The 18568-nt window shown below is 41.2% G+C and carries 20 protein-coding genes; 3 read left to right on the top strand and 17 right to left on the bottom strand.

The genetic code is table 11. The features are described from left to right. Nucleotides 1-217: 217 nt before the first annotated feature. Nucleotides 218-445 carry a DUF6199 family natural product biosynthesis protein gene (locus CJP46_RS09525; protein ID WP_094595374.1) on the top strand — a complete coding sequence of 76 codons (228 nt, stop codon included), beginning with the start codon at nt 218-220 and terminating at the stop codon, nt 443-445. A gap of 346 nt (nt 446-791) precedes the next feature. Here the strand turns inward: CJP46_RS09525 and CJP46_RS09520 are convergent, their stop codons facing one another. From CJP46_RS09520 to CJP46_RS09465, 13 genes are all read right to left on the bottom strand, one after another. Further along, a complete protein-coding gene (locus CJP46_RS09520; RefSeq protein WP_094595373.1) occupies nt 792-1100 on the bottom strand; it encodes a hypothetical protein in 309 nt (102 codons plus the stop codon). Nucleotides 1101-1148: 48 nt separating this feature from the next. Continuing rightward, complete coding sequence (locus CJP46_RS09515) at nt 1149-2165, bottom strand: serine hydrolase domain-containing protein (protein ID WP_094595372.1); 1017 nt, start codon at nt 2163-2165, stop codon at nt 1149-1151. A gap of 222 nt (nt 2166-2387) precedes the next feature. Further along, entirely contained in the window at nt 2388-3134 is a 747-nt protein-coding gene (locus CJP46_RS09510) for a class I SAM-dependent methyltransferase (RefSeq protein ID WP_094595371.1), read from the bottom strand. 375 nt (nt 3135-3509) lie between these two features. After that, nucleotides 3510-3605, bottom strand: a complete 96-nt coding sequence (gene comI / locus CJP46_RS37030) for a competence inhibitor ComI (protein ID WP_019639195.1) — start codon at nt 3603-3605, stop codon at nt 3510-3512. 245 nt (nt 3606-3850) lie between these two features. Further along, nucleotides 3851-4912 carry a CHAP domain-containing protein gene (locus tag CJP46_RS09505; protein ID WP_094595370.1) on the bottom strand — a complete coding sequence of 354 codons (1062 nt, stop codon included), beginning with the start codon at nt 4910-4912 and terminating at the stop codon, nt 3851-3853. Next, on the bottom strand, nt 4909-5388 hold the full coding sequence (locus tag CJP46_RS09500; RefSeq protein WP_094595369.1) for a GNAT family N-acetyltransferase: 480 nt from the start codon (nt 5386-5388) through the stop codon (nt 4909-4911). Before CJP46_RS09500 ends, CJP46_RS09505 begins: the two co-directional genes overlap by 4 nt. A 59-nt stretch (nt 5389-5447) precedes the next feature. Then, entirely contained in the window at nt 5448-6260 is an 813-nt protein-coding gene (locus CJP46_RS09495) for a class I SAM-dependent methyltransferase (RefSeq protein WP_094595368.1), read from the bottom strand. A gap of 35 nt (nt 6261-6295) precedes the next feature. Further along, a complete protein-coding gene (locus CJP46_RS09490; protein ID WP_094595367.1) occupies nt 6296-6682 on the bottom strand; it encodes a VOC family protein in 387 nt (128 codons plus the stop codon). Between the two features lie 692 nt (nt 6683-7374). Beyond that, on the bottom strand, nt 7375-8925 hold the full coding sequence (locus tag CJP46_RS09485) for a hydantoinase/oxoprolinase family protein (RefSeq protein ID WP_094595366.1): 1551 nt from the start codon (nt 8923-8925) through the stop codon (nt 7375-7377). After that, nucleotides 8918-10021: an S-methyl thiohydantoin desulfurase family protein gene (locus CJP46_RS09480; RefSeq protein WP_094595365.1), complete on the bottom strand. Its 1104-nt coding sequence runs from the start codon at nt 10019-10021 to the stop codon at nt 8918-8920. Before CJP46_RS09480 ends, CJP46_RS09485 begins: the two co-directional genes overlap by 8 nt. After that, nucleotides 10022-11287, bottom strand: coding sequence for a cytosine permease (locus CJP46_RS09475; RefSeq protein WP_094595364.1), 1266 nt, complete (start codon nt 11285-11287; stop codon nt 10022-10024). A 135-nt stretch (nt 11288-11422) separates the two neighbouring features. Further along, nucleotides 11423-12952: a PucR family transcriptional regulator gene (locus CJP46_RS09470; protein WP_373557976.1), complete on the bottom strand. Its 1530-nt coding sequence runs from the start codon at nt 12950-12952 to the stop codon at nt 11423-11425. A 678-nt stretch (nt 12953-13630) separates the two neighbouring features. Next, entirely contained in the window at nt 13631-14080 is a 450-nt protein-coding gene (locus CJP46_RS09465) for a hypothetical protein (protein WP_094595362.1), read from the bottom strand. A 337-nt stretch (nt 14081-14417) separates the two neighbouring features. Between CJP46_RS09465 and CJP46_RS09460 the strand changes: the two genes are divergently transcribed. Further along, nucleotides 14418-14678 (top strand): hypothetical protein, encoded by a 261-nt coding sequence (locus CJP46_RS09460; RefSeq protein ID WP_094595361.1) that lies wholly within the window; start codon nt 14418-14420, stop codon nt 14676-14678. After that, nucleotides 14675-15055: a pepsin/retropepsin-like aspartic protease family protein gene (locus tag CJP46_RS09455; RefSeq protein WP_094595360.1), complete on the top strand. Its 381-nt coding sequence runs from the start codon at nt 14675-14677 to the stop codon at nt 15053-15055. Before CJP46_RS09460 ends, CJP46_RS09455 begins: the two co-directional genes overlap by 4 nt. Before the next feature lie 380 nt (nt 15056-15435). On the opposite strand, the gene CJP46_RS09450 is transcribed toward CJP46_RS09455, so the two are convergent. The 4 genes from CJP46_RS09450 to CJP46_RS09440 form a co-directional block, all read right to left on the bottom strand. Next, a complete protein-coding gene (locus CJP46_RS09450; protein WP_094595359.1) occupies nt 15436-15918 on the bottom strand; it encodes a DinB family protein in 483 nt (160 codons plus the stop codon). A gap of 262 nt (nt 15919-16180) precedes the next feature. Then, the gene (locus CJP46_RS36130) at nt 16181-16681 is read right to left on the bottom strand and encodes a hypothetical protein (protein ID WP_179281107.1); all 501 of its coding nucleotides are present in this window, start codon (nt 16679-16681) and stop codon (nt 16181-16183) included. Between the two features lie 236 nt (nt 16682-16917). Further along, nucleotides 16918-17532: a nucleotidyltransferase family protein gene (locus tag CJP46_RS09445; RefSeq protein ID WP_094595358.1), complete on the bottom strand. Its 615-nt coding sequence runs from the start codon at nt 17530-17532 to the stop codon at nt 16918-16920. 232 nt (nt 17533-17764) lie between these two features. Further along, complete coding sequence (locus CJP46_RS09440) at nt 17765-18370, bottom strand: nucleoside/nucleotide kinase family protein (RefSeq protein ID WP_094595357.1); 606 nt, start codon at nt 18368-18370, stop codon at nt 17765-17767. Nucleotides 18371-18568: the final 198 nt, after the last annotated feature.

Below are 18568 nucleotides of genomic sequence, written 5' to 3'. Positions count from 1 at the left end.
CCAAATGCAAGATGGTTCGTTTTATTTGGCGATCCCTATGCCACAGAGAAACGTTATAAGTTCACCCGGATTCGTGGAATATTGTCTTTGATTTTAGGTGCGTTGTTCATCTTCTCAATTATCCTAAATAAACATTAAGAAGCGCCTTGCGTTGTTAACTTATCGACGGGTTTCCTCCTCGTCGGTAGGCATTGTTATAATAGGAGCTGATTTACCCATGGTTCAAGCAACCTTCATTGTTTTCGGTGCTATATTTATTGCACTCGGTATCCTGAGTCGTATTAAACCCACGCTTGGTTGGAATATGAATGAAGCGTGGAAAGTAAAAGATGATTCCGAGCCAAGTGACGCCTACATTGAAGCCCGAAAATTCGGTGGGTTTATTGCAATAGTGATTGGTTCATTTTTCTTTGCACTTGGAGTTCTACTCATATTCATATATTAAGCTCTCATTGTAATGAAGGTAGGAAGCCCAGTCATTACAAAATTCAAGAAAATCTGTGGTTTATACTCGCTATCTACCTGCATCAATTCTTCATTTGTTAAACCGGCTCAATTCGAAAATCTATGTTTATGAGTTTTTCTATTATGTGCATAAGGACTCTCGGCTTTTCATAGAGTGTCGAAATAAACGGCCAGAAAGAACATTTCATCACAATCAGCTGCTTCTATTATTAATAAATGCCCTAATTCTTCTTTGACTTTAATGTTAATTCCGTCTTGCTTCAAACAATACAGTGGTAACATTTTTTGATCCAATTTTCATTGTTACTCTCTTTATGAGAATTGATTTAGACACTAAAACCAATCGTATCCTGAAATACGTAACTCTCTATGATTGTGATTACATCTCTATCTGCTCTTTCATTAACAAAATTAGTAAATAGCTGTTCAACTCTTGCAGTAAACGATTCTGCTTCTTCTAAATTAGTAAAAGAAGTAAACTGCTTGTCGTATATTCGCAAGGGATGATTGTCTTCTAGTTCATGATAAAACCTATTCAGAACATTCCGCTCATTCAATCTTTCACTTATAAAGCTTCCGGTTGTTGACTTACCTGACCCAGGCATTCCATCAATCAATATTAATCTTGTCTTCATTGATATTCCTCATTTCTGTATCGACGTTATTAGGTGTTAAGACCCCTTCTAATTGCTTTCAAGAACGATTTCAATTAGTCGTTTTGTTATTGTATACACAGGAGTTGAGTCAAAATTACTTAGCAGGATAATAGTTATATCATCCGGTATAATTCGACTGTACTCAGCACTAAAGCCATTTATTCCGCCGGAGTGGTGAACTCTTAACTTATTTTGGGGGGAATTTGTATAATTATTTTCTGTAATAAACCAACCATATCCGTAGTTATTCAAAAATGGGGTAAATAATAATTTCGTGAATTCTTCAGAGAATAAATACTTTTTTTCAGATATAGCCCGATCCCATAAAAAGAGGTCCTCAACTGTGGAAAATAAATTCCCGGCTCCATGAGCAGTAGACATATCTATAAATTCTGTATTATTTACTTCCTCCCACTTACTATAACCAGATGCTCTATCTTTAAGTATAGTTCTGAAATTATCACATCCGGTTGAATTCATTGAAAGCGGCTCCAAAAGATTGATTCTTAAGTAATCCTCATAGCTCATTCCAGAAATCTTCTCAAGTATATAGGCCAATAAAATATAACCGGCATTGCTGTAAGAAAATTGTTCGCCTGGTTCAGACAATAGTGGCAATTCTTTAATGCGCTCAACTAACTTCTCAGTTGTAATATACAACCTCATCGAATGAAAATAATTTAGGTTTGAAATACCGGAAGTGTGTGTTAAAAGATGGTGAACAGTGATGGATTGTCCATTGGGGTAATCGGGAAGATACTTATTTATCCCTTCATGGATATTTAAATTATTCACTTCAAAAAGATGTAATATCGCAACAGCCGTAAACTGTTTCGTCATTGATCCAATTCTAAATTTTGTTTTCGAATAGTTAGGAACATTATGTTCCATGTTAGAGAATCCATACCCTTTAGATAGCAATACTTCTCCTTTTTGGGCTACAAGCACAGCCCCATTAAAGTATCCAGAGAAATATGATTCCCAGGTTAAGAAGGATACCATATATTGATCAATTTCTTGAGCGATTGAAACGATCTTTATCATCTCTTTTCATTTGATTTTTAGCAACTTTACCAATATTCATTACGCAAGCCAACCCCCTAAGGACTCGGCAGTGAACGGCCGCGATGTTAGGTGGTACGGTTTGTATCCAGCTAAATATCCGGTTATCCGTAAGCTTCGATGGGCATTACACTGTTTCTGGCTTACTCACAAATCTTCTTTTCATATAAATTGACATCCCTCAGACTTAAGGCGTCAGCAATTTTAAAGTTTTCTTGCTTTAATAACAAAGGTTACAGGAAACATCTTCGCTCGTTTTACGAAATTATTATTTTCATCGTGCGATTGTATGATTTCATTGTCGGTTTCTTCAATCATTTGTTCAATAACAAACCCTGTTTTCGCCAACGCATTGATATAGGTTGATAGTTTACGGTCAGATAAGGTTAGCGCGCCTTGGCAAAAATCAGGAGATACCGAATACCAAGATTCATCGAAATAACTCTTGTTAAAAGCAAACCTATCATTATCTTCAACAACACATTTGTGTATCGGATGAGACCAACTGAAAATAAATACGCCGTCTTTTTTTAAGTAAGAAGCGATCCGACTAAAAGTTCCTTCTAGGTCGGTTGTCCAGCCTATGGCGTAGATCGAATAAACAAAGTCAAAATAATCCACGGGTATGTTACACTCTTCTTCCATGGGGGAACAGATCAATGTTGCTGAAAGACCGCACTCCGTCAAATGTTGCTTTGCTTTTTCAATTTGTTTTTCTGATAAATCTATGCCCCACAGTTCAGATGCTTTGCGATCCCCGTGATATTGCAAGGATTGGCCGTTTCCACAGCCTATCTCTAACATCTTTTTTCCTGAAACATCGCCAAACAGTTGGCATTTTTCTTCCGAGACGAATGCTCCATAAAAAGGAAGCACGATGGCTCTTAAAAAGTCATTTCCTTTTGTATCCCAATAGAAGCTGTTTGTTTCATAAACACTATGCTTGTTCATCATGATGACCTCCTCTAATATAAATTTTGTTCGTTGCTCATACGTTTCAGGCTCCGATGCGTGATTGTTATACTGGGTCCGACGGGCTTATCCTCACAGGGTTGTTCGCAGATTCTGAACCAAGGGCAAAGCCCGCACGATGTTATAAGATGGAGATGCCTTCTTCATTTTACCTTTCAACTTATCCTTTTTTCTTAATACCACCTTCAATTTTATTTCACGCTTTGATACATTTTTTTCTTTGTGCTATTATATATGTAATAAAGACCAAGTGCTGTGAACACTTGGTCAATACAATTGGCTTGGATGGTTTATTCCCTTCTAAGTCGCATGGGAACAAAACCCACCTTTGGCCTCAACCTTTGGGTGGGTTTTTTACTTTCTCTTGTTGTTATTATTAATGTATGTTAAAAGAGCAAGAATGAACGTCCCAAAGAGGAACATGATCGTTAATGCATCCTTCACTTCCATGGCTTCACCTCCTTTCGAAGGGAAACCATGCCCACCCAAGATTCAATTGTAGTTATATTTTACCTTTATTTACATCTACGTACAAGTGTTCTGTGAAACGATAATAATCATCAAGAGGGCTACTAATTGCTGCGATTTCCTGATTTTGATCCTTTCTTTTTACAAGCATCAAGGCAGTGTTAGACACTCCGTATAACTGAACATAAGCACCTTCTTTGAAATTCCCACTTTATCAGTTTACGTACTCATATCATCGGGTTGTAAGTGCCATTAAAATGATATTCATAGTTGTTATCTATCCGGATATACCCTAATATACAATGCCACCTGTTCCTGTAAAAAACACTGGAGTAATTCTGATTATCCCTATTCCCTTCGGCAACTAAAATTTCATTCTCATTGCATGCCAGTACAATACCCGTGTGGTCATGTGAATCATTGGAAAGTAATTTTTCATATATCACGATATCGCCACGTTGAGGGGTAAATCCATTATCCTTATCTATATAAAAATAACCCGTTTCAGGTAACTGCGCCCATTCCAGCAACGCTCCTACACCAGCAAGTCGATATTTACCATTAGGGTGGCGGATCGGCATTAAAAATCCGGCTTTAAAACAACAATGATACACAAAAGCAGCACACCAACTGTTCTGTAAAACTGTATAGATTGCTCGATCAGGCCAATATTTACAGATTTCCCGATACCGCTGATCTCCTGGCAATCCGATGATGTTTGCTCTTCCCAGGTCTTCTGCAATTTCAGCCATCCTGATTCGCTTATCTACGCTACTGAAAACACCTTCTTCTTTGTTGCTCTCCTCAACTGTGCAATCCCCCGGGATTGCCAGTTCACGAAAAACCTTCCGCAGTCTGTCGGCATCTTGTTGCTGTACGATACAACTCGGATTTTGTAAATATAAATGCAGAACATATGCATCCTTAAGGATTTCATCAAGAGGACCATGAATCCGATCTCTGTAATCCCTATAAAAGATTGCCTGCAAAATAGTGATTTGCTCTTCTGTAGTAAAGGCATTCAGCTCTCTCAATATGGGTCTTACAGATTCAGCACTATTGGTGCCAGGGAATTCAATAATTCCAGTATTATAACGATAATAATCATGAAGAAGGCCGCTAATTGCTGCGATTTCTTGATTTTGATCCCTTCTCTTTGCAAGCAGAGAGGCCGTGTTGGACGCCCCATATAATTGAACACAAGCTTCCTGTCGCTGTGCTTCACGATCCATTGAACTGATCATTTCTTGAACAAGTATACGAATGCTCTCCAGCCGTTTATTATTCAAAGCTTTTGTCTCCTTGGTTTTAACCTTAGTTTATATATAATCTCGCCATATTGATTCTCTCTATCCTGATTTACAAATCCTAATTTCTCGTAAAGCTTTCGAGCGTGAACATTACTTTTTTCGATTGTCAGAGAAATTAATTCGCATGGTCTGTGCATTTCCTGAATAAATGCTACTATTCTTTCTAGAGATTGTGTTCCTAATCCAATCCCTTGATATTCTTTGCTTATTTGAAAACCACCGATCCAGTAATTATTCGTACTATTAGGTGTATAAGAAAGATAGAAGAATCCGAATGTCTTATCATCCTTACACAAAATATAGGGATCAAAAGCCTCATCCCACGGTTTTATATAAGCCCATGCTAAAGATTCGATAACAGAGGGTACAAGCTTCTCTTGTGATTGAAGTAAAGATATCGAAAGAGCTTCTTCCCAATTACTTTTACCTATTGGTTCAATGCGGATTAAATTCATACTTTATATCCCTTTCGATTAATCCCTATTTCGTTGATATCGGCTAACAATAAGTTCCCTTATCCGACTTTCGCAGTTATTAAATGATGATAATTGATAACTCTTATCCCTTTCTCAGTCGCATGCTTATAGAAGATTTCTTTTACTCCCTTAAGACATTGACTCCAAACAAAATCTTTTAGTTCCTCACTCTGACCAAAACACTTTTTGATCAAAACATCTTCAGGTGCAGAAAGATACTCCACTTCCTCCAGTAGACGAATCCTCACTTGGGATAAACCCACGCTTTGATATAATTTATATCGTTCTTCTACGGCATCCAAGTTGTACGGGTCATAAGGTAACGGAGAAAACAATCCGGGGAACAGGTCTCTTAACCCCCCATCCGTTCCTCCATGATATAATCCCAGAATAATTCCGCTTTGCTTTAAGATACGAGATGCCTCTTTATATAACCATGGACCTTTCTTGGTGTAAACAATATCGAAATAATGATCTGGAAAGGGCAATTCATCATCTGCGTTAACTACTAAGTATTTAGTTGATTCATGGTTATTGTTTATTTCAGCCCTTTTAATAAAGTTTTCTCTATTATCGATTCCGATTACTTCTTTCGCTTTATAACCCCAGATACTTGTAAAATCTCCATGCCCGCAACCAACATCTAACACTCGAGAGTCTGGAGTTATGCGGGAAGATAGATGCTCAGCAAACATCATTTCTGCATTCGGCATTTCAAATGTGGAATTCCATGGATATCGATATGCACCAACACTACTATTTAATTTCGAATACCATTCCGGACTATGAGGGGTGATCCAATCTGGATGTTTTGAAGGATCCGGAAAAATATACTTGTCATTCATTTCCATAGCTATCCCCCTTGATTCCCTTTTAAAACTATCATCTAGGATCCGTTGTAATTAGAGATTTCGATTAGATTCCCATCTGGATCCCTAAGATAAACTGACGTTATCGATCCTAATGCTCCTGTTCTTAATACAGGACCTTCCTCAATCATTACGTTGCAATATTCCAAATGATGTATAACATCGGGTATCCGAACATCGGTTATAAAACATAAATCAGCAGTGCCTGGCATAGGCATTTTCGCTTTTGGTTCAAACTCTTTGCCTGCTTCATGTAGGTTTATTTTCTGATGCCCAAAATGCAGTGCCTTTCGTCCTTCTCCAAATGTTATAGTTCGCATTCCTAAGACTCGAGAATAAAACTCACATGTTTGATCAATATCTGAAACAGTCAACACTAAATGATCTAAACGATTGATGTTTATTCTAATCAGCCCCTTTTGTTATGGTAATACTTTACCATTCTGTTGATGGTGTCATCTCAGTCCTGGATCCGACGGACTTAGCCTTGCAAGGTTGTGAGCTGAATCAGCTTCCCTGCTTTCCATATCTTGCGAATCAAGAGGCAGAGCCCGCAGCGTAGATACAATGTTATGTGATGGGGATGCACGCTTTGATACATTTTTTATTGTGTTATTATATATGTAATAAAGACCAAATGCTGCGAACACTTGGTCAGTACAATTGGCATGGATGGCTTATTCCCACTCTAAGTAGTACATGAACAACCCCCACCTCTGGCCTCAACCTTTGGGTGGGTTTTTACTTTCTCTTGTTGTGTTAATGCATCTTTCACTTCCATGGCCCCACCTCCTTACGCAGGGAAACCATGCCCGCCCAAGATTTTATTGTAGCTATAATATACTATATTTTACCTTTTATCATATTTACGCTCAATGCGTTCTTATAGAATGAGTGAAACCTCTTTTCCCCTCATCACGTTGCACCACTTGGATAAGAAAAACGTCTATCGACGTACCTTCAAAGAAGACAGACCACGTTTAGCGGAAGCTTTTCTTGTAGATCAGGAAGGTGAAGCTCCGAAACTTATACTTTCTGATCTCTTAACAAAAAAAGAGCCTCACACAAGTTATATAACTCGTGTGAAGCCTCTCATCTACTTCATGTTTCCTACTACTTTCACTCGCAGTCTCGTCGCATTTCCTGGATGATAAGCCAGCGGGGTTTCTTCCACTTCCACAAGCTCAACCGTTGCCGGATCAGCGCCAGCCAGCACCGCCTGCTTCACGGCTTTTTCTTGCGCATCTCTTAATGAATCCTCACGGGGCTCTGTAGAATAAATATAAATTTGTTCATATTGTCCGCTGATTTGAGCTATACATGCGCCAATGGCGTTGGCTACGCCCCCGTTCTCAGGCTTAATCATATGGGATACCCCGCGAATCGTGTTCGGGATAACGACACTGCCGCCGCCTACCAAAACAAGCTCAACGTCTCCCGAGGATGTCTTCATTTTATCAATGGCCTGCTCAATGATGGTTGCAATTTCAGCTTGCACATTTCTAGCAAAGTCTTCATCCAGATGCGCTACCAAGCTCTTATCCCCGACATCCGCAAGACCCAGCCGAACGGCAATGTCTGTTGTCGTCAGAGTATGCCCGCCAAAGACCAGCGCTTCCTGTCCAATCTTGTATCCTACGCTGTCAGGGCCAACGGTAATTTTGCCGTTCTCCGAGCGCACAATACTTCCGCCGCCCAGCCCGACGGAGATAATATCCGGCATGCGAAAATTCGTGCGGATATCGCCAACCTCGACCGCAACCGAGGATTCTCTCGGGAAGCCGTCCTGCAATACCCCGATGTCCGATGTCGTCCCTCCCACGTCGAGAACCATCGTATCTTTGATCTTCGCCAAATAAGAGGCGCCGCGTATGCTGTTCGTCGGCCCGCATGCAATGGTTAGGATCGGAAATTGCTTAGCGTAATCGATCGACATCAGGGTACCGTCATTCTGGCATAGGAACACCGCTGCGTCTGTGATGCCCTCTTCTTCTAACGCCTGCACAAATCCTTGGGTCGTCGTTTCAATCACCTTGCATAAGGCTGCGTTCAGTATGGTCGCATTTTCCCGTTCAATTAAGCCGACAGAACCAATCAATGAAGAACAGGAAACAGGGAATTCAGGTCCGTATACTTGATGGATGAGATCGCGAATCTGGAGCTCCTGATCATTTTTAATGGATGAAAACACACCAATGACTGCGATGGACTCGACACTGCTCCCCCATTCCTCTAAAAGAGCTGTAATTTCAGCTTCATCGACTTCTCCAAGCACTTGGCCGTCATATTCATATCCGCCATGAACGAGAGCATATTTACCCGACAGCTTCTGAACCATATCCTCAGGCCAGGACGTGTACGGAGCAACGGAGGCCGTTGCCGGGTAACCCAGACGAATGACGCCGACTTGCGCCAGCTTTTTACGCTCAACAATGGCATTGGTACACTGCGTCGTGCCTAACATGGCATGCGTGATTTGGGTTTTATCAATATTCGATTCCTGCAGCAAATTCCGGAGCGAGGTTTCAATCCCTGTTTTAATATCTAAACTTGTTGGGGATTTAACCGCATGAATCAAATGATGATTCTCATCCAATATGATGGCATCTGTGTTGGTGCCGCCTACATCGATCCCGATTCTATACATTCTCAGCCACCGCCTTTTTCACCAGTTCCTCAATCGCAACATAATCGTAATCATATCCGAAGTATCTTGGTCCTACCGTCTGGACTCCCTTTTCCGTTCTCCACTTTTCATGAGCGGGCAGTCCAACCACCCGTACGCGTTTACCGTATTTCAGGCTCTCCGTGGTTACAGGCGACAAGGTTTCGTAATCAACCAGACAGATCAAATCAGGGGTTATCGCAACCACTTGACCATTCTTTTCAGCAATCAGGTTTTCATTTTGAAAATGAACCTTCATCTCTCCGCCTTTAAACGCCTCGATTCCTTCAAGATGCATTTGGCCGAGGTTAAATCCTCCCTTGGTTTCCCGGATGACATCCACAATTTTGCCTTGGAAAAGTTCATAACCGGACACCAGTTTCAGCAGTTCTTGAAGCTTATCGCCTGCGTCCCTATTCTTCGATGTAATGATGGCTCCGATTTGTTCGGACAGGGTCACGATATGATGAACGCCGCTCTGCTTGATTTGCGCACCCGTTGTCGGGTACAGGCTGACTAAAGCACTGGCGCCCATTTCGACCGTGGCCACTCTGGCGAGCCGTTCCGTCCATTTATTATCAATGGTCTCAAAGATGCCGATGTTCCCTTTTTCATCCGTAATCGCCATCGGTGTCGCCGGAATGCCATCCAGGTTAAACGTGACCATTTGCAGCTCCGGGAATGCCCGTCCCATACCGTCACAGTCGATCAGAGGCAAGCCCAGCTGCGCCGCAACGACGATGGGAATCATGGAATTAACGCCTCCCGCTTCCATCGGAAACGTGCCGGCGATCTGTTCTTTTCCCAAGTAATTCGCTAATTTTTGAAAAACCTTAACAAACTCGTCCCCTTTAGGGAATTTCTCCACGAGTACGGAAGGCGCCCCCATCATCGCGGCCGGGATAAAAAAGTCCTCATCCTGAATCTCATCGACGGAGAACAGTTTTACAGGTCCATACTTCTCAATGGCTGAGAGAGCCATCAATTTGCCAATGTAAGGGTCTCCCCCTCCGCCGGTTCCTAAGAATGCTGCGCCGACGGCGATGTTTTCAACAGCTGCTTGATCTAAATATCTCATTTACGTTTCCTCCAATATGACTGTTTTCCGAGCCGATAAACGATAGCCTGCATAATACATGACAAAAGAAATGACAATCCCGATCAACGGCTGATTCGGTACCTGCGGCAGGCTTGGGAACAGGGATAACACAACAGGGGTACAAGCGATGACCGCGCCCACAAGCCAGGAAATGACGCCCAGTATATTCACGCCTTCGACCTCATGCCAGCGGCTCTTATCCCCTTTGCCAAGCACCCAGTAAGATGCGATCATCACGCCTGCCACCGGCGGAATCATGGCCGACAGGATGGACATAATCGGCGTAAAATAGTTGAGTATGCCGACGACAGCTAGTACCGTCCCGATCGTTCCGGCGATGCCGACGGCCCATTTTTCTTTTTCCTTCGATACGTTGAACACGTTTATTAAGGCAAAACCGCCTGAAATGGCATTCACGAGGTTCGTCTTCCATGTAGCGAGGATCAAAACCACACCGCCAATAAACGGGGTCGTGATGCTCAAAAAGGTTGCTGTAATATCGCTGGCCTGGTAAGCAATCGTCAGGACGGCTCCTGCACCTATCATCAGCAAGCCTGCTGGGATAATTCCGAAAAGAGCGGCTTTCAGGACATCCGACCGTTTTCTCGAAAATTGGGAGTAATCTCCCGCGACAACCGCTCCCAAGGCAAACGACCCCAGGGTTACCGCCAGTCCGTCCGTAAAGCTCATAGCTCCATGTGGCTTAAAATTCTGAATAATCTGAAGGGAGTCACCGGTCAATGCTTTGATAAGACCAAATACGCTGATCCCAATCAATAAAGGAACGGCAATATAGCTGATGACGCGCAGCACTTTAACGCCATAGATCGCCGAGACCACCATCACAAGACCGCAGATGAGAGAAGCCAGCGGAACCGGGACACTCATTCCACCTACGGCTAACAAATTGGCCAAGGCCGCACCGCACACATTCGCCTGAATTCCGAACCATCCGAGGCACGCAATGGCGAGGATGATCGAAAGAATCGTCCGGGATCCTTGTTTTCCGAACACCTGACCCGCAACCTGAACCGTCGGTCTTCCCAGCTCCGTGCTTTGAATCCCCTGCAAAATCATGAGCAATACAATGATGGAGTAACCCACCAACGTGACGAGCAGCGTTTTCGACAATCCCATGCCTGCCACCAGCGTGTTTCCCACCAATAAACTGGGGATGCTGATGACCGCGCCGGCCCAGATGATCCCGAGACTGAACCAGGATTGATGCTCTTTAACGGCTTTCATATGATCTCCCCTCCTCAACCTTGTTCGTTCGAATTGTTTTTTCTTATTGTAAAAGATAAAGCCGGGCAGCGTCTTTTTCAGAAAACAAAAAAAAATCCGATGTTTTTGTCTGATTGGACAAAACATCGGAACTTTTTAGTTATGGATGAGACGGTAGACCATGCAGGCGGTATAAACATCGTACGATTCCGAGTTGATGGTCACATCATATCCTATGAGCTCGCAAATTTTTTTGATGCGATATTTCACCGTATTTTTGTGGACGAACAACAGCTTGCTGCAGTCATCCATATTCCCCTTCGCATCCATAAGAAAAGTCATCAGGGTCATCAGTGCGTCAGGGTCGTCCAATATCGGCTCTAGGACAGACAAGCATTCTTCAGTGATCTCTTCCCCTTGTTTGCTGAGGTCGATCGCCCGTTTCATGGAACGGACTTCAGCCGCGGTGTATAGTTTACGGTTATGATAAATGCGGTGAACCTCTTTAGAGGCTTCGTTGACGAGCTGGTACATTCGGCGTACGTCCTGTGTGTTCCGCATCCTCGGAGAATATACGATGCTTGATATTTCAGCGATGAGACTCGTGGTTTCGATATATTCCGCTGCGATTTCAAACTCATTGTATTTATAGGAACAATTCCCTAGCAAAACGACAATGCAGTGATCGATCGTTTGAATGACCGCGGTTTTATAATATTGCGAGAGATACGCTTTTAAGTCTTCCCTTATCCTTCTTTCCTCCGACAAATCCTGAATGTACACGAGCCACATCATTTGGATTGCGGAAACGTCGATATACAGCAAACTGGCCAATCTGCGCATTTTTTCGCTTTCATCATTTACGATGGCTTTAACCAGAGCGTATTCGCTGACCTCGTTATGCTTATCTCCCCACAAATTGATGGCCACCTGCACCACCTCGCTGATTTGATCCATTGTCTTCGGAGGCAGCTTCGTATTTTCTTTAATGATAAACAGGTAAAGGGCTTCCCCGTTTTTTTGCTGAACACGTTTGTATTCAACAAAGCAGGACGAATCCAGCTCCCCTTCTCCCGTTCTGCCGTTCAAAATGGACGGCGCCATGGACCGGATCAGATTCGCAACAGGGAGCGATGAATTGCGCGGCCACATGACACGATTGATGATATCCAGGTTGCTGTTTGTCAGAATGATGTTCGCTTTCATCCGGTCCGACAGCAGTTTAAGGGTAATTTCCACGCTCCGCAAATGTTCCGGCAGCAGCGATACCTTTTCCAGTGATTCATTCACGAAATGCTCATTCACATTCTGATTGCTGACGATCGCCTCCATGACTTCATAAATGACTTCATTATATCGAAGAGAGTAATCGTTTCTCGGCATGCAAATGATAATAAAATTCAAAGATTCAGCCAGCTCGAGCACTTCATCGGCGATATCTGGCATTACAATGCCAACATAGTACAGAATCAGCCCCACTTCACCCAGGTCATGCAGGTACTGAACGGTTTTGCACTGCTGCTCCACGCTGTCCTTTATGGAATAAAAAGAGCTGATGACCAACTCTTCAGCATACCACTCTTCTTGAACGGTTTGAATAATTTGCGAGAAGAAATTGACATCCGCCACCTCTAAAACAGATAAAGAGGATACGGTCTGATGAAGCCTACTTGTTCCAGTGACCACCTGAGCTCCTCTAAATGAAGGCAGCTGCAGTAAATCTTTAACGGTTACCCCATTTCAACCACCACTTTTTTGTTCGATTCAAGCTGCTCCTATTCTTCAATCTTTACGATAGCTTGATCTTATACTTCTCTACATCTTTTATAGATAATATTAGTATAACCCTCGTTATGATAAGCAACCAAGCAAGTTCCTTTGCCAACTATGAAATTTTTTGTATACTCGGCCGTAACCTTTGATAAAGTGATATACCATCTATAATTAGATCTGCAAATTTTGGGTTTTTATTTCCATCCTGGTCAGGATTTATGTTCATCATTTCTACTATTGTTAGATGATGCCACCCACATCTTCGAATTGCTTAACATCAATCTTAATAATGCAAACCTAGCCAAAAAGCGCATTTGGCTGGGTTCCGGTCACCATTATTTTTCTATTTTCTTCAAGCCTTATTTAGAATTCTCTACCATGTGTATCTACGAATCCGAAAGGCTTAAAGGAGCGCACGCGACCGGGTCCACTAGACTTAGCCTCACAGGGTTGTGAGCTGAATTTCCTCCCCTGTATGCCTCTCCTTGCGAACCAAGGGCAAAACCCGCAGCTTAGATACGGTGTTATATACTGCGCCCATCTCTTGTAATGTGATATGATTTCTTCGCCTTCTTGAAAAGCAACCCATTATTACTTTTCGGTTCTTTTATACCAAATTCTGTAACCCTCAATGTTTGTTTCTGAGTGATCACTAGCGTCCGATGTCTTGAAGTACCTAGCGTAATACGCATGTTCAATTGTTTTTTTATCTTTATCCGTATTAATATCCAGATAAATATTTGATATTTCCAATCCCCATTTGACACTCCGAGCAATTTTATTCAAGTTATCGATTGTTGAAAATTTCTCAATTTCCTTACGAATCGATTCCAGTTCTTCTTTACTCGGTTTTTTGCTCATATCTATTCTGCAAAAAAGGTTTGGTCGAGTAAATGTAAATTGGACTCTTTCGATCGACGGGAAAAGATCCTTCAAATCTTTTGTTAATTCTTTGGTTGAATCGGTATCTACACTGTGAGTAGTACTGCAGCCTGCTGAAAATAGAAGGAAGCATATTAATATAGCGATCCATTTATTCATTCTGCACTCCAATTAGTGAATATTTGGAAATAAATAATAGTATTTTTTTCGCGAAGATTATAACGTGCTTATTTCATCCAACACGAGAGACTTAAGTACAGGCAAGGAACGGGGCGAAAACTCATGCTTGCAGTGGTTGTTCGGCTGATTCTACTTCCTTGCTTCTCAAATCGGCCGGACCAAGGACGTGTGCCCGATGCGTGAATATAATGTTACATGACGCCTTCCAGCATCACCACTACGAAACGACTTTATGCGCTGGTTGAACTCACTATCATTGCTTGTTTGTAAATAGGGCTGTACAATTAATTTATAAGTCTTTCGGGGGTGTTCATGTATGAAGTGGAGTAATGTTCGTGATATCTACCCTAATCGTTGGGTATTAGTTGAAGCTCTTGCCACTCATTCTAACAATCACCAAAGAACTATTGAAGAAATGTCAGTTGTTTCTGAATATGACGACCCTAAGAATGCATGGGCTTCATATAAAAAACTTCATTTGTCAGAGCCTACTAGGGAACTCTATATATTCTACACCGGAAATGAGTATATTGAAGTCATTGAGCAGCCCTTTACCGGAATCAGAGGTCTACGATGAAAATTCATCTTGTAAATGGTCTGCCTATTGTTTCTCTCCCTCTATCTTACAAGAATAAATCAACTTTTCTCGATAATGTCCTACTCGATACCGGATGTTCCACAACTATCTTTGATACTGATCTTGTTGAACCTATCGGCTTAGATATAGACTTTATCAATGGAAAATCGGTTCGGTTGTTTGGAGTAGGTGGCTCAAGCGAGTTGTGTTATCAGCAGATTGTCTCAGACCTCTTTATTGATAGTATCCTGCTCAAAGAATTTACTATCCAACTAGCACTTACCAAAGAACCATATGGTTTCGATGCAATATTGGGTGTCGACTTTCTTTATAAATATGGGTTAAAAATCGATTTTGAGAAATTAGTTATTTCATAAAGGTTTAACGAACTTGCGTATAACGTTGTTGTATCTACGAACCCGAGAACCTTAAGGCAGCATCAGTTGCCGGTCCGCAACGCGGTTAGGTTCGCAGGGTTGTCAGCTGCTGAGTCTGCATCTAAGAAAATGTATCATGAGTAATTAGTGGTTTCATTGTTTATTTTCCCTTCTTTCTACTGGGATTCCTTCATTAACGTTTGGCATTCCTGACGTTCAAGCAGCTTAAGTGACTGCAGGTAACGGGTCGTCAGAAGACTCAGCTGGTTGAATGTATCGCCTGATTATTCCACTTCTTAGAGATTCTTCTTGGTGATCAAGGGCGAATGCCCGAAGTAGGAATGCTGTGTTATCTGAAGTAACCGACTCCTCTGAAATACCTAACCTATACTTATCAATTGTTTTTTGAGCAGCATGATCTGACCAATATGATATGCATTATGAATACATAAATTTGATACTACTCCCCACCAAGGAGCATTGAAATATGAGGGGATCTCTTTTATAAGTTTGAGATCTTCGCTTTCCTCAAGTGCCCTATTCCAGCTTTTAAAGACTGTTTCAAGTCTCTGTAAGGTCTTCTTCCACTCAAAATCATTTATTGTATGTGGATTCACGTAAAAAGTACCATCATTGTTTATTGAAATTTCTAATTCAAATTGTTCGACTTTATATCTCTCAAGCCACTTCTCATTCCAAAATATGAGATGATTCACGATCGACCAAATTGATTGTTTACTTTCATTCTCCCATGCAGCTTGTGTAGCATTTAAATCTTTTAAAATTTCATGGAGCGGAATGAACCAACTCTTATCGTTATAGCAGGCGTTTAATTGGTCTATGAGAATAGATCTATAACTCATCCTTGTACCTCACTTTTCGATTAATTTTTCGGTTATTTCGGATAACGTTGTTGTGTTCACGACGTTCCACCGACTTAAGGGGACGAAGTCGCCGGGCGCGATGCGCTTAGTCGGTGCGGATGTGTCCGCTGAAGCAGCTTCCACTTCCTCGAAATCCCTCTGCCAGACCGAGGAGGCTTGTCCCCCAATGCTTGAACAAGTTGTTATCGGATGTCAGTGCCCTCTTTGATAGTCTCAGGAATCCTTAAAGTCTTGATTTATACTATGATTTTTGATTTGAATTATTTTCATTTCTTAGTTCTAACCCTTTTTGTAAAAATTCAACTAATAAATTTTCGTTTTCTTGACCATCTTCAGAGGCATGCGATATCATCCATGAAATAGCCGCAATTAAAAGACAAAACAACGCTGATATAATTATCTTCCACAAAAAACTAAGTACACCAGTAGAAATATCAGCCAAACTCGCACTAATAAAACAAACAATAAACATAGTTATTATAGAAACTATATCAGTGTAGCCTCTATATGTTCGAAAATAAACATAAGTTTTATTGTTTTTTGTACTAATCCTTCCTAGCACCTTATTTCGAACTAAGTCACTCTTTAACATTCCTCTAGTAACAGAAATACTAAATAACCTCTTATTAATCCACCCAACAAGCTCTCCCCCATCGAGTGTAATGGAATAAAAGTCAACACTATGTTTTATTACTGATTCACAGTGCGATTTTGAAAGTTCTGTTGAACATTTATACTCCAATGAACTCACCTACTTTTATTTTTTAATCCATGCACTGATTTCCGATAATGTTGTTGTATCTACGAACCCAAGAACCTTGAGCCCCCAACGGGGGGCGGCCGCGACGCGATTAGGTTCTCAGGGTTGTCCGCCTGATTCAGCTTCCTCGCAATTCCTCGGGCGAACCAAGGAACGGTGACAGCCGACCTGCTGCGTAAATATTGTGTTATGTGAAGTTCCTTGACTTCCTCGAATTGCTATAACAATTCTTTAAACTTTTCTCTATTTGTATTTGATAATGCTTTTCCCAATAATTCTTTGTCATAACCATTTGTTATTAATGCATTCAAAATTGCATCAGTTCGATCTTGTCTATTTCTTCTAATGTTTGATTCCAATTGAATCTCAAGAGGAACTACTGGTATTTCATAGTTTTCAAATTCAACATACTTCTTTAATTCCCAAATATATTTACCGCCTTCCCATATCCCTTCACCTTTAATCGAATCGGGTATTCCAGCTGAATTTGATATTTGTACCACTTCCACAGTAAAATCATGAATCTTCCATTTACCTTTAGTCCAAGTAAATCCAGATGGAAAAGTTTGAGTAAAGTATGGTTCCTCATTAGAGGAAAGCCAGTCTACATCAAAATAAGAAAAATTAGATTTAGTCGTTAAGTTGAATTCATTCAGTAGTTGAGCCAATTCTTTAACATCATCAATGTTCTGAACATATATATCTAAATCATTTGGATTCATTATTGCCTTCTGCATTACAGATCCAACTGATCCGACAATAATCCATTCATTTGCTAGATTAGATTCTGAGTAGAGTTTATAAAATGTCTTTAAAGCTTGTTCCCAAGACATGAAAATAGATCCTCCTTTTTTATCGTTCTTCAAGGAATTTCACATAACGTTCCTGTATTCACGACGCCACCATTTTAAGGCTCCGGAGGCGCGGCCGCTATACAGTTAGGTGGTGTAGGTGTGTCCGGCTGCTTGCACCTCCCTGATGGCTGCCAATTGCTTTTTCCAAACCACTTCGGATAACTCCTGCCAGACCAAGGATCGGCTTCAGCTGATCCGCAGCGTCTTTGAGTTACTTAACATTTCGTTTCTCAAGCTCTATTATTATTTTGTCCGTAATTACATCAATTGATTCGAGGCCAGATACAACTAAATCACATTCGGCCATGACATTTGAATTTATAGTTTGGTATAAATTTCTCACTACTATAAGATATTGAGACAAATATTCTTCGAAGTTCTTTAAAGTTTCACTTGGAGTACTTTCGGCTTTTTGTATCCCTCTTAAAATTCTACGAGCTAGTGCTACTTCTAATGGAATATCAATACAGACTACAAAATCAATTAATTCGGCCATTCCTTCCCGACCTCTACCGAAAGGTTCTTCAACTATAATGTATTTTTCTGATTTTACCATTTGATTGTTAGGTAGTTTTATCGACCTTCCCTGAACCAACTCATATAAGTCTCTATTAAAATTTGGATTTTGAACTAATTTAGGGTCGGCACCTTTCTCCAACCATTCCAAAAAATTATCTGGATATTTATTAGTTGAATCATAGTCATCAAAGTGGAATGATATTGCATCGACAAGTTTATCTCTTAATTGCTTTGTTAAGGTACTCTTACCTGAACCAGATGGTCCACTTACAGCAATTGTGAACGCAGATTTATTCATTGTCTTTTATTCCTTTCTTTTATGTACTATTACAGCAATTTCACCTAACTCCCATTCTACGAATGTCGCATACTCTTTCTTCCCCACCGATTATGCGATATTCGTATTACATTTGTATCTCCCATGGTATGCGAAATTTCCATATTATTCAATCCAATAATCGATCCAGCGGACTCTGTATACGGCGGATGTCTTTGA

It is taken from the genome of Paenibacillus sp. XY044, from assembly GCF_002257645.1.
GTDB lineage: Bacteria > Bacillota > Bacilli > Paenibacillales > Paenibacillaceae > Paenibacillus_AQ.
Note: the sequence above shows the minus strand (reverse complement) of the source record. Positions and strands in the feature narration are given on the sequence as shown.

What these genes read in the sequence shown, in the direction of transcription:
- CJP46_RS09525 (WP_094595374.1), top strand. Translation starts at nt 218, where the DNA reads ATGGTTCAAGCAACCTTCATTGTTTTCGGTGCTATATTTATTGCACTC.
- CJP46_RS09520 (WP_094595373.1), bottom strand. Translation starts at nt 1,100, where the DNA reads ATGAAGACAAGATTAATATTGATTGATGGAATGCCTGGGTCAGGTAAG.
- CJP46_RS09515 (WP_094595372.1), bottom strand. Translation starts at nt 2,165, where the DNA reads ATGATAAAGATCGTTTCAATCGCTCAAGAAATTGATCAATATATGGTA.
- CJP46_RS09510 (WP_094595371.1), bottom strand. Translation starts at nt 3,134, where the DNA reads ATGAACAAGCATAGTGTTTATGAAACAAACAGCTTCTATTGGGATACA.
- comI (WP_019639195.1), bottom strand. Translation starts at nt 3,605, where the DNA reads ATGGAAGTGAAGGATGCATTAACGATCATGTTCCTCTTTGGGACGTTC.
- CJP46_RS09500 (WP_094595369.1), bottom strand. Translation starts at nt 5,388, where the DNA reads ATGAATTTAATCCGCATTGAACCAATAGGTAAAAGTAATTGGGAAGAA.
- CJP46_RS09495 (WP_094595368.1), bottom strand. Translation starts at nt 6,260, where the DNA reads ATGGAAATGAATGACAAGTATATTTTTCCGGATCCTTCAAAACATCCA.
- CJP46_RS09485 (WP_094595366.1), bottom strand. Translation starts at nt 8,925, where the DNA reads ATGTATAGAATCGGGATCGATGTAGGCGGCACCAACACAGATGCCATC.
- CJP46_RS09480 (WP_094595365.1), bottom strand. Translation starts at nt 10,021, where the DNA reads ATGAGATATTTAGATCAAGCAGCTGTTGAAAACATCGCCGTCGGCGCA.
- CJP46_RS09475 (WP_094595364.1), bottom strand. Translation starts at nt 11,287, where the DNA reads ATGAAAGCCGTTAAAGAGCATCAATCCTGGTTCAGTCTCGGGATCATC.
- CJP46_RS09465 (WP_094595362.1), bottom strand. Translation starts at nt 14,080, where the DNA reads ATGAATAAATGGATCGCTATATTAATATGCTTCCTTCTATTTTCAGCA.
- CJP46_RS09460 (WP_094595361.1), top strand. Translation starts at nt 14,418, where the DNA reads ATGAAGTGGAGTAATGTTCGTGATATCTACCCTAATCGTTGGGTATTA.
- CJP46_RS09455 (WP_094595360.1), top strand. Translation starts at nt 14,675, where the DNA reads ATGAAAATTCATCTTGTAAATGGTCTGCCTATTGTTTCTCTCCCTCTA.
- CJP46_RS09450 (WP_094595359.1), bottom strand. Translation starts at nt 15,918, where the DNA reads ATGAGTTATAGATCTATTCTCATAGACCAATTAAACGCCTGCTATAAC.
- CJP46_RS09445 (WP_094595358.1), bottom strand. Translation starts at nt 17,532, where the DNA reads ATGTCTTGGGAACAAGCTTTAAAGACATTTTATAAACTCTACTCAGAA.
- CJP46_RS09440 (WP_094595357.1), bottom strand. Translation starts at nt 18,370, where the DNA reads ATGAATAAATCTGCGTTCACAATTGCTGTAAGTGGACCATCTGGTTCA.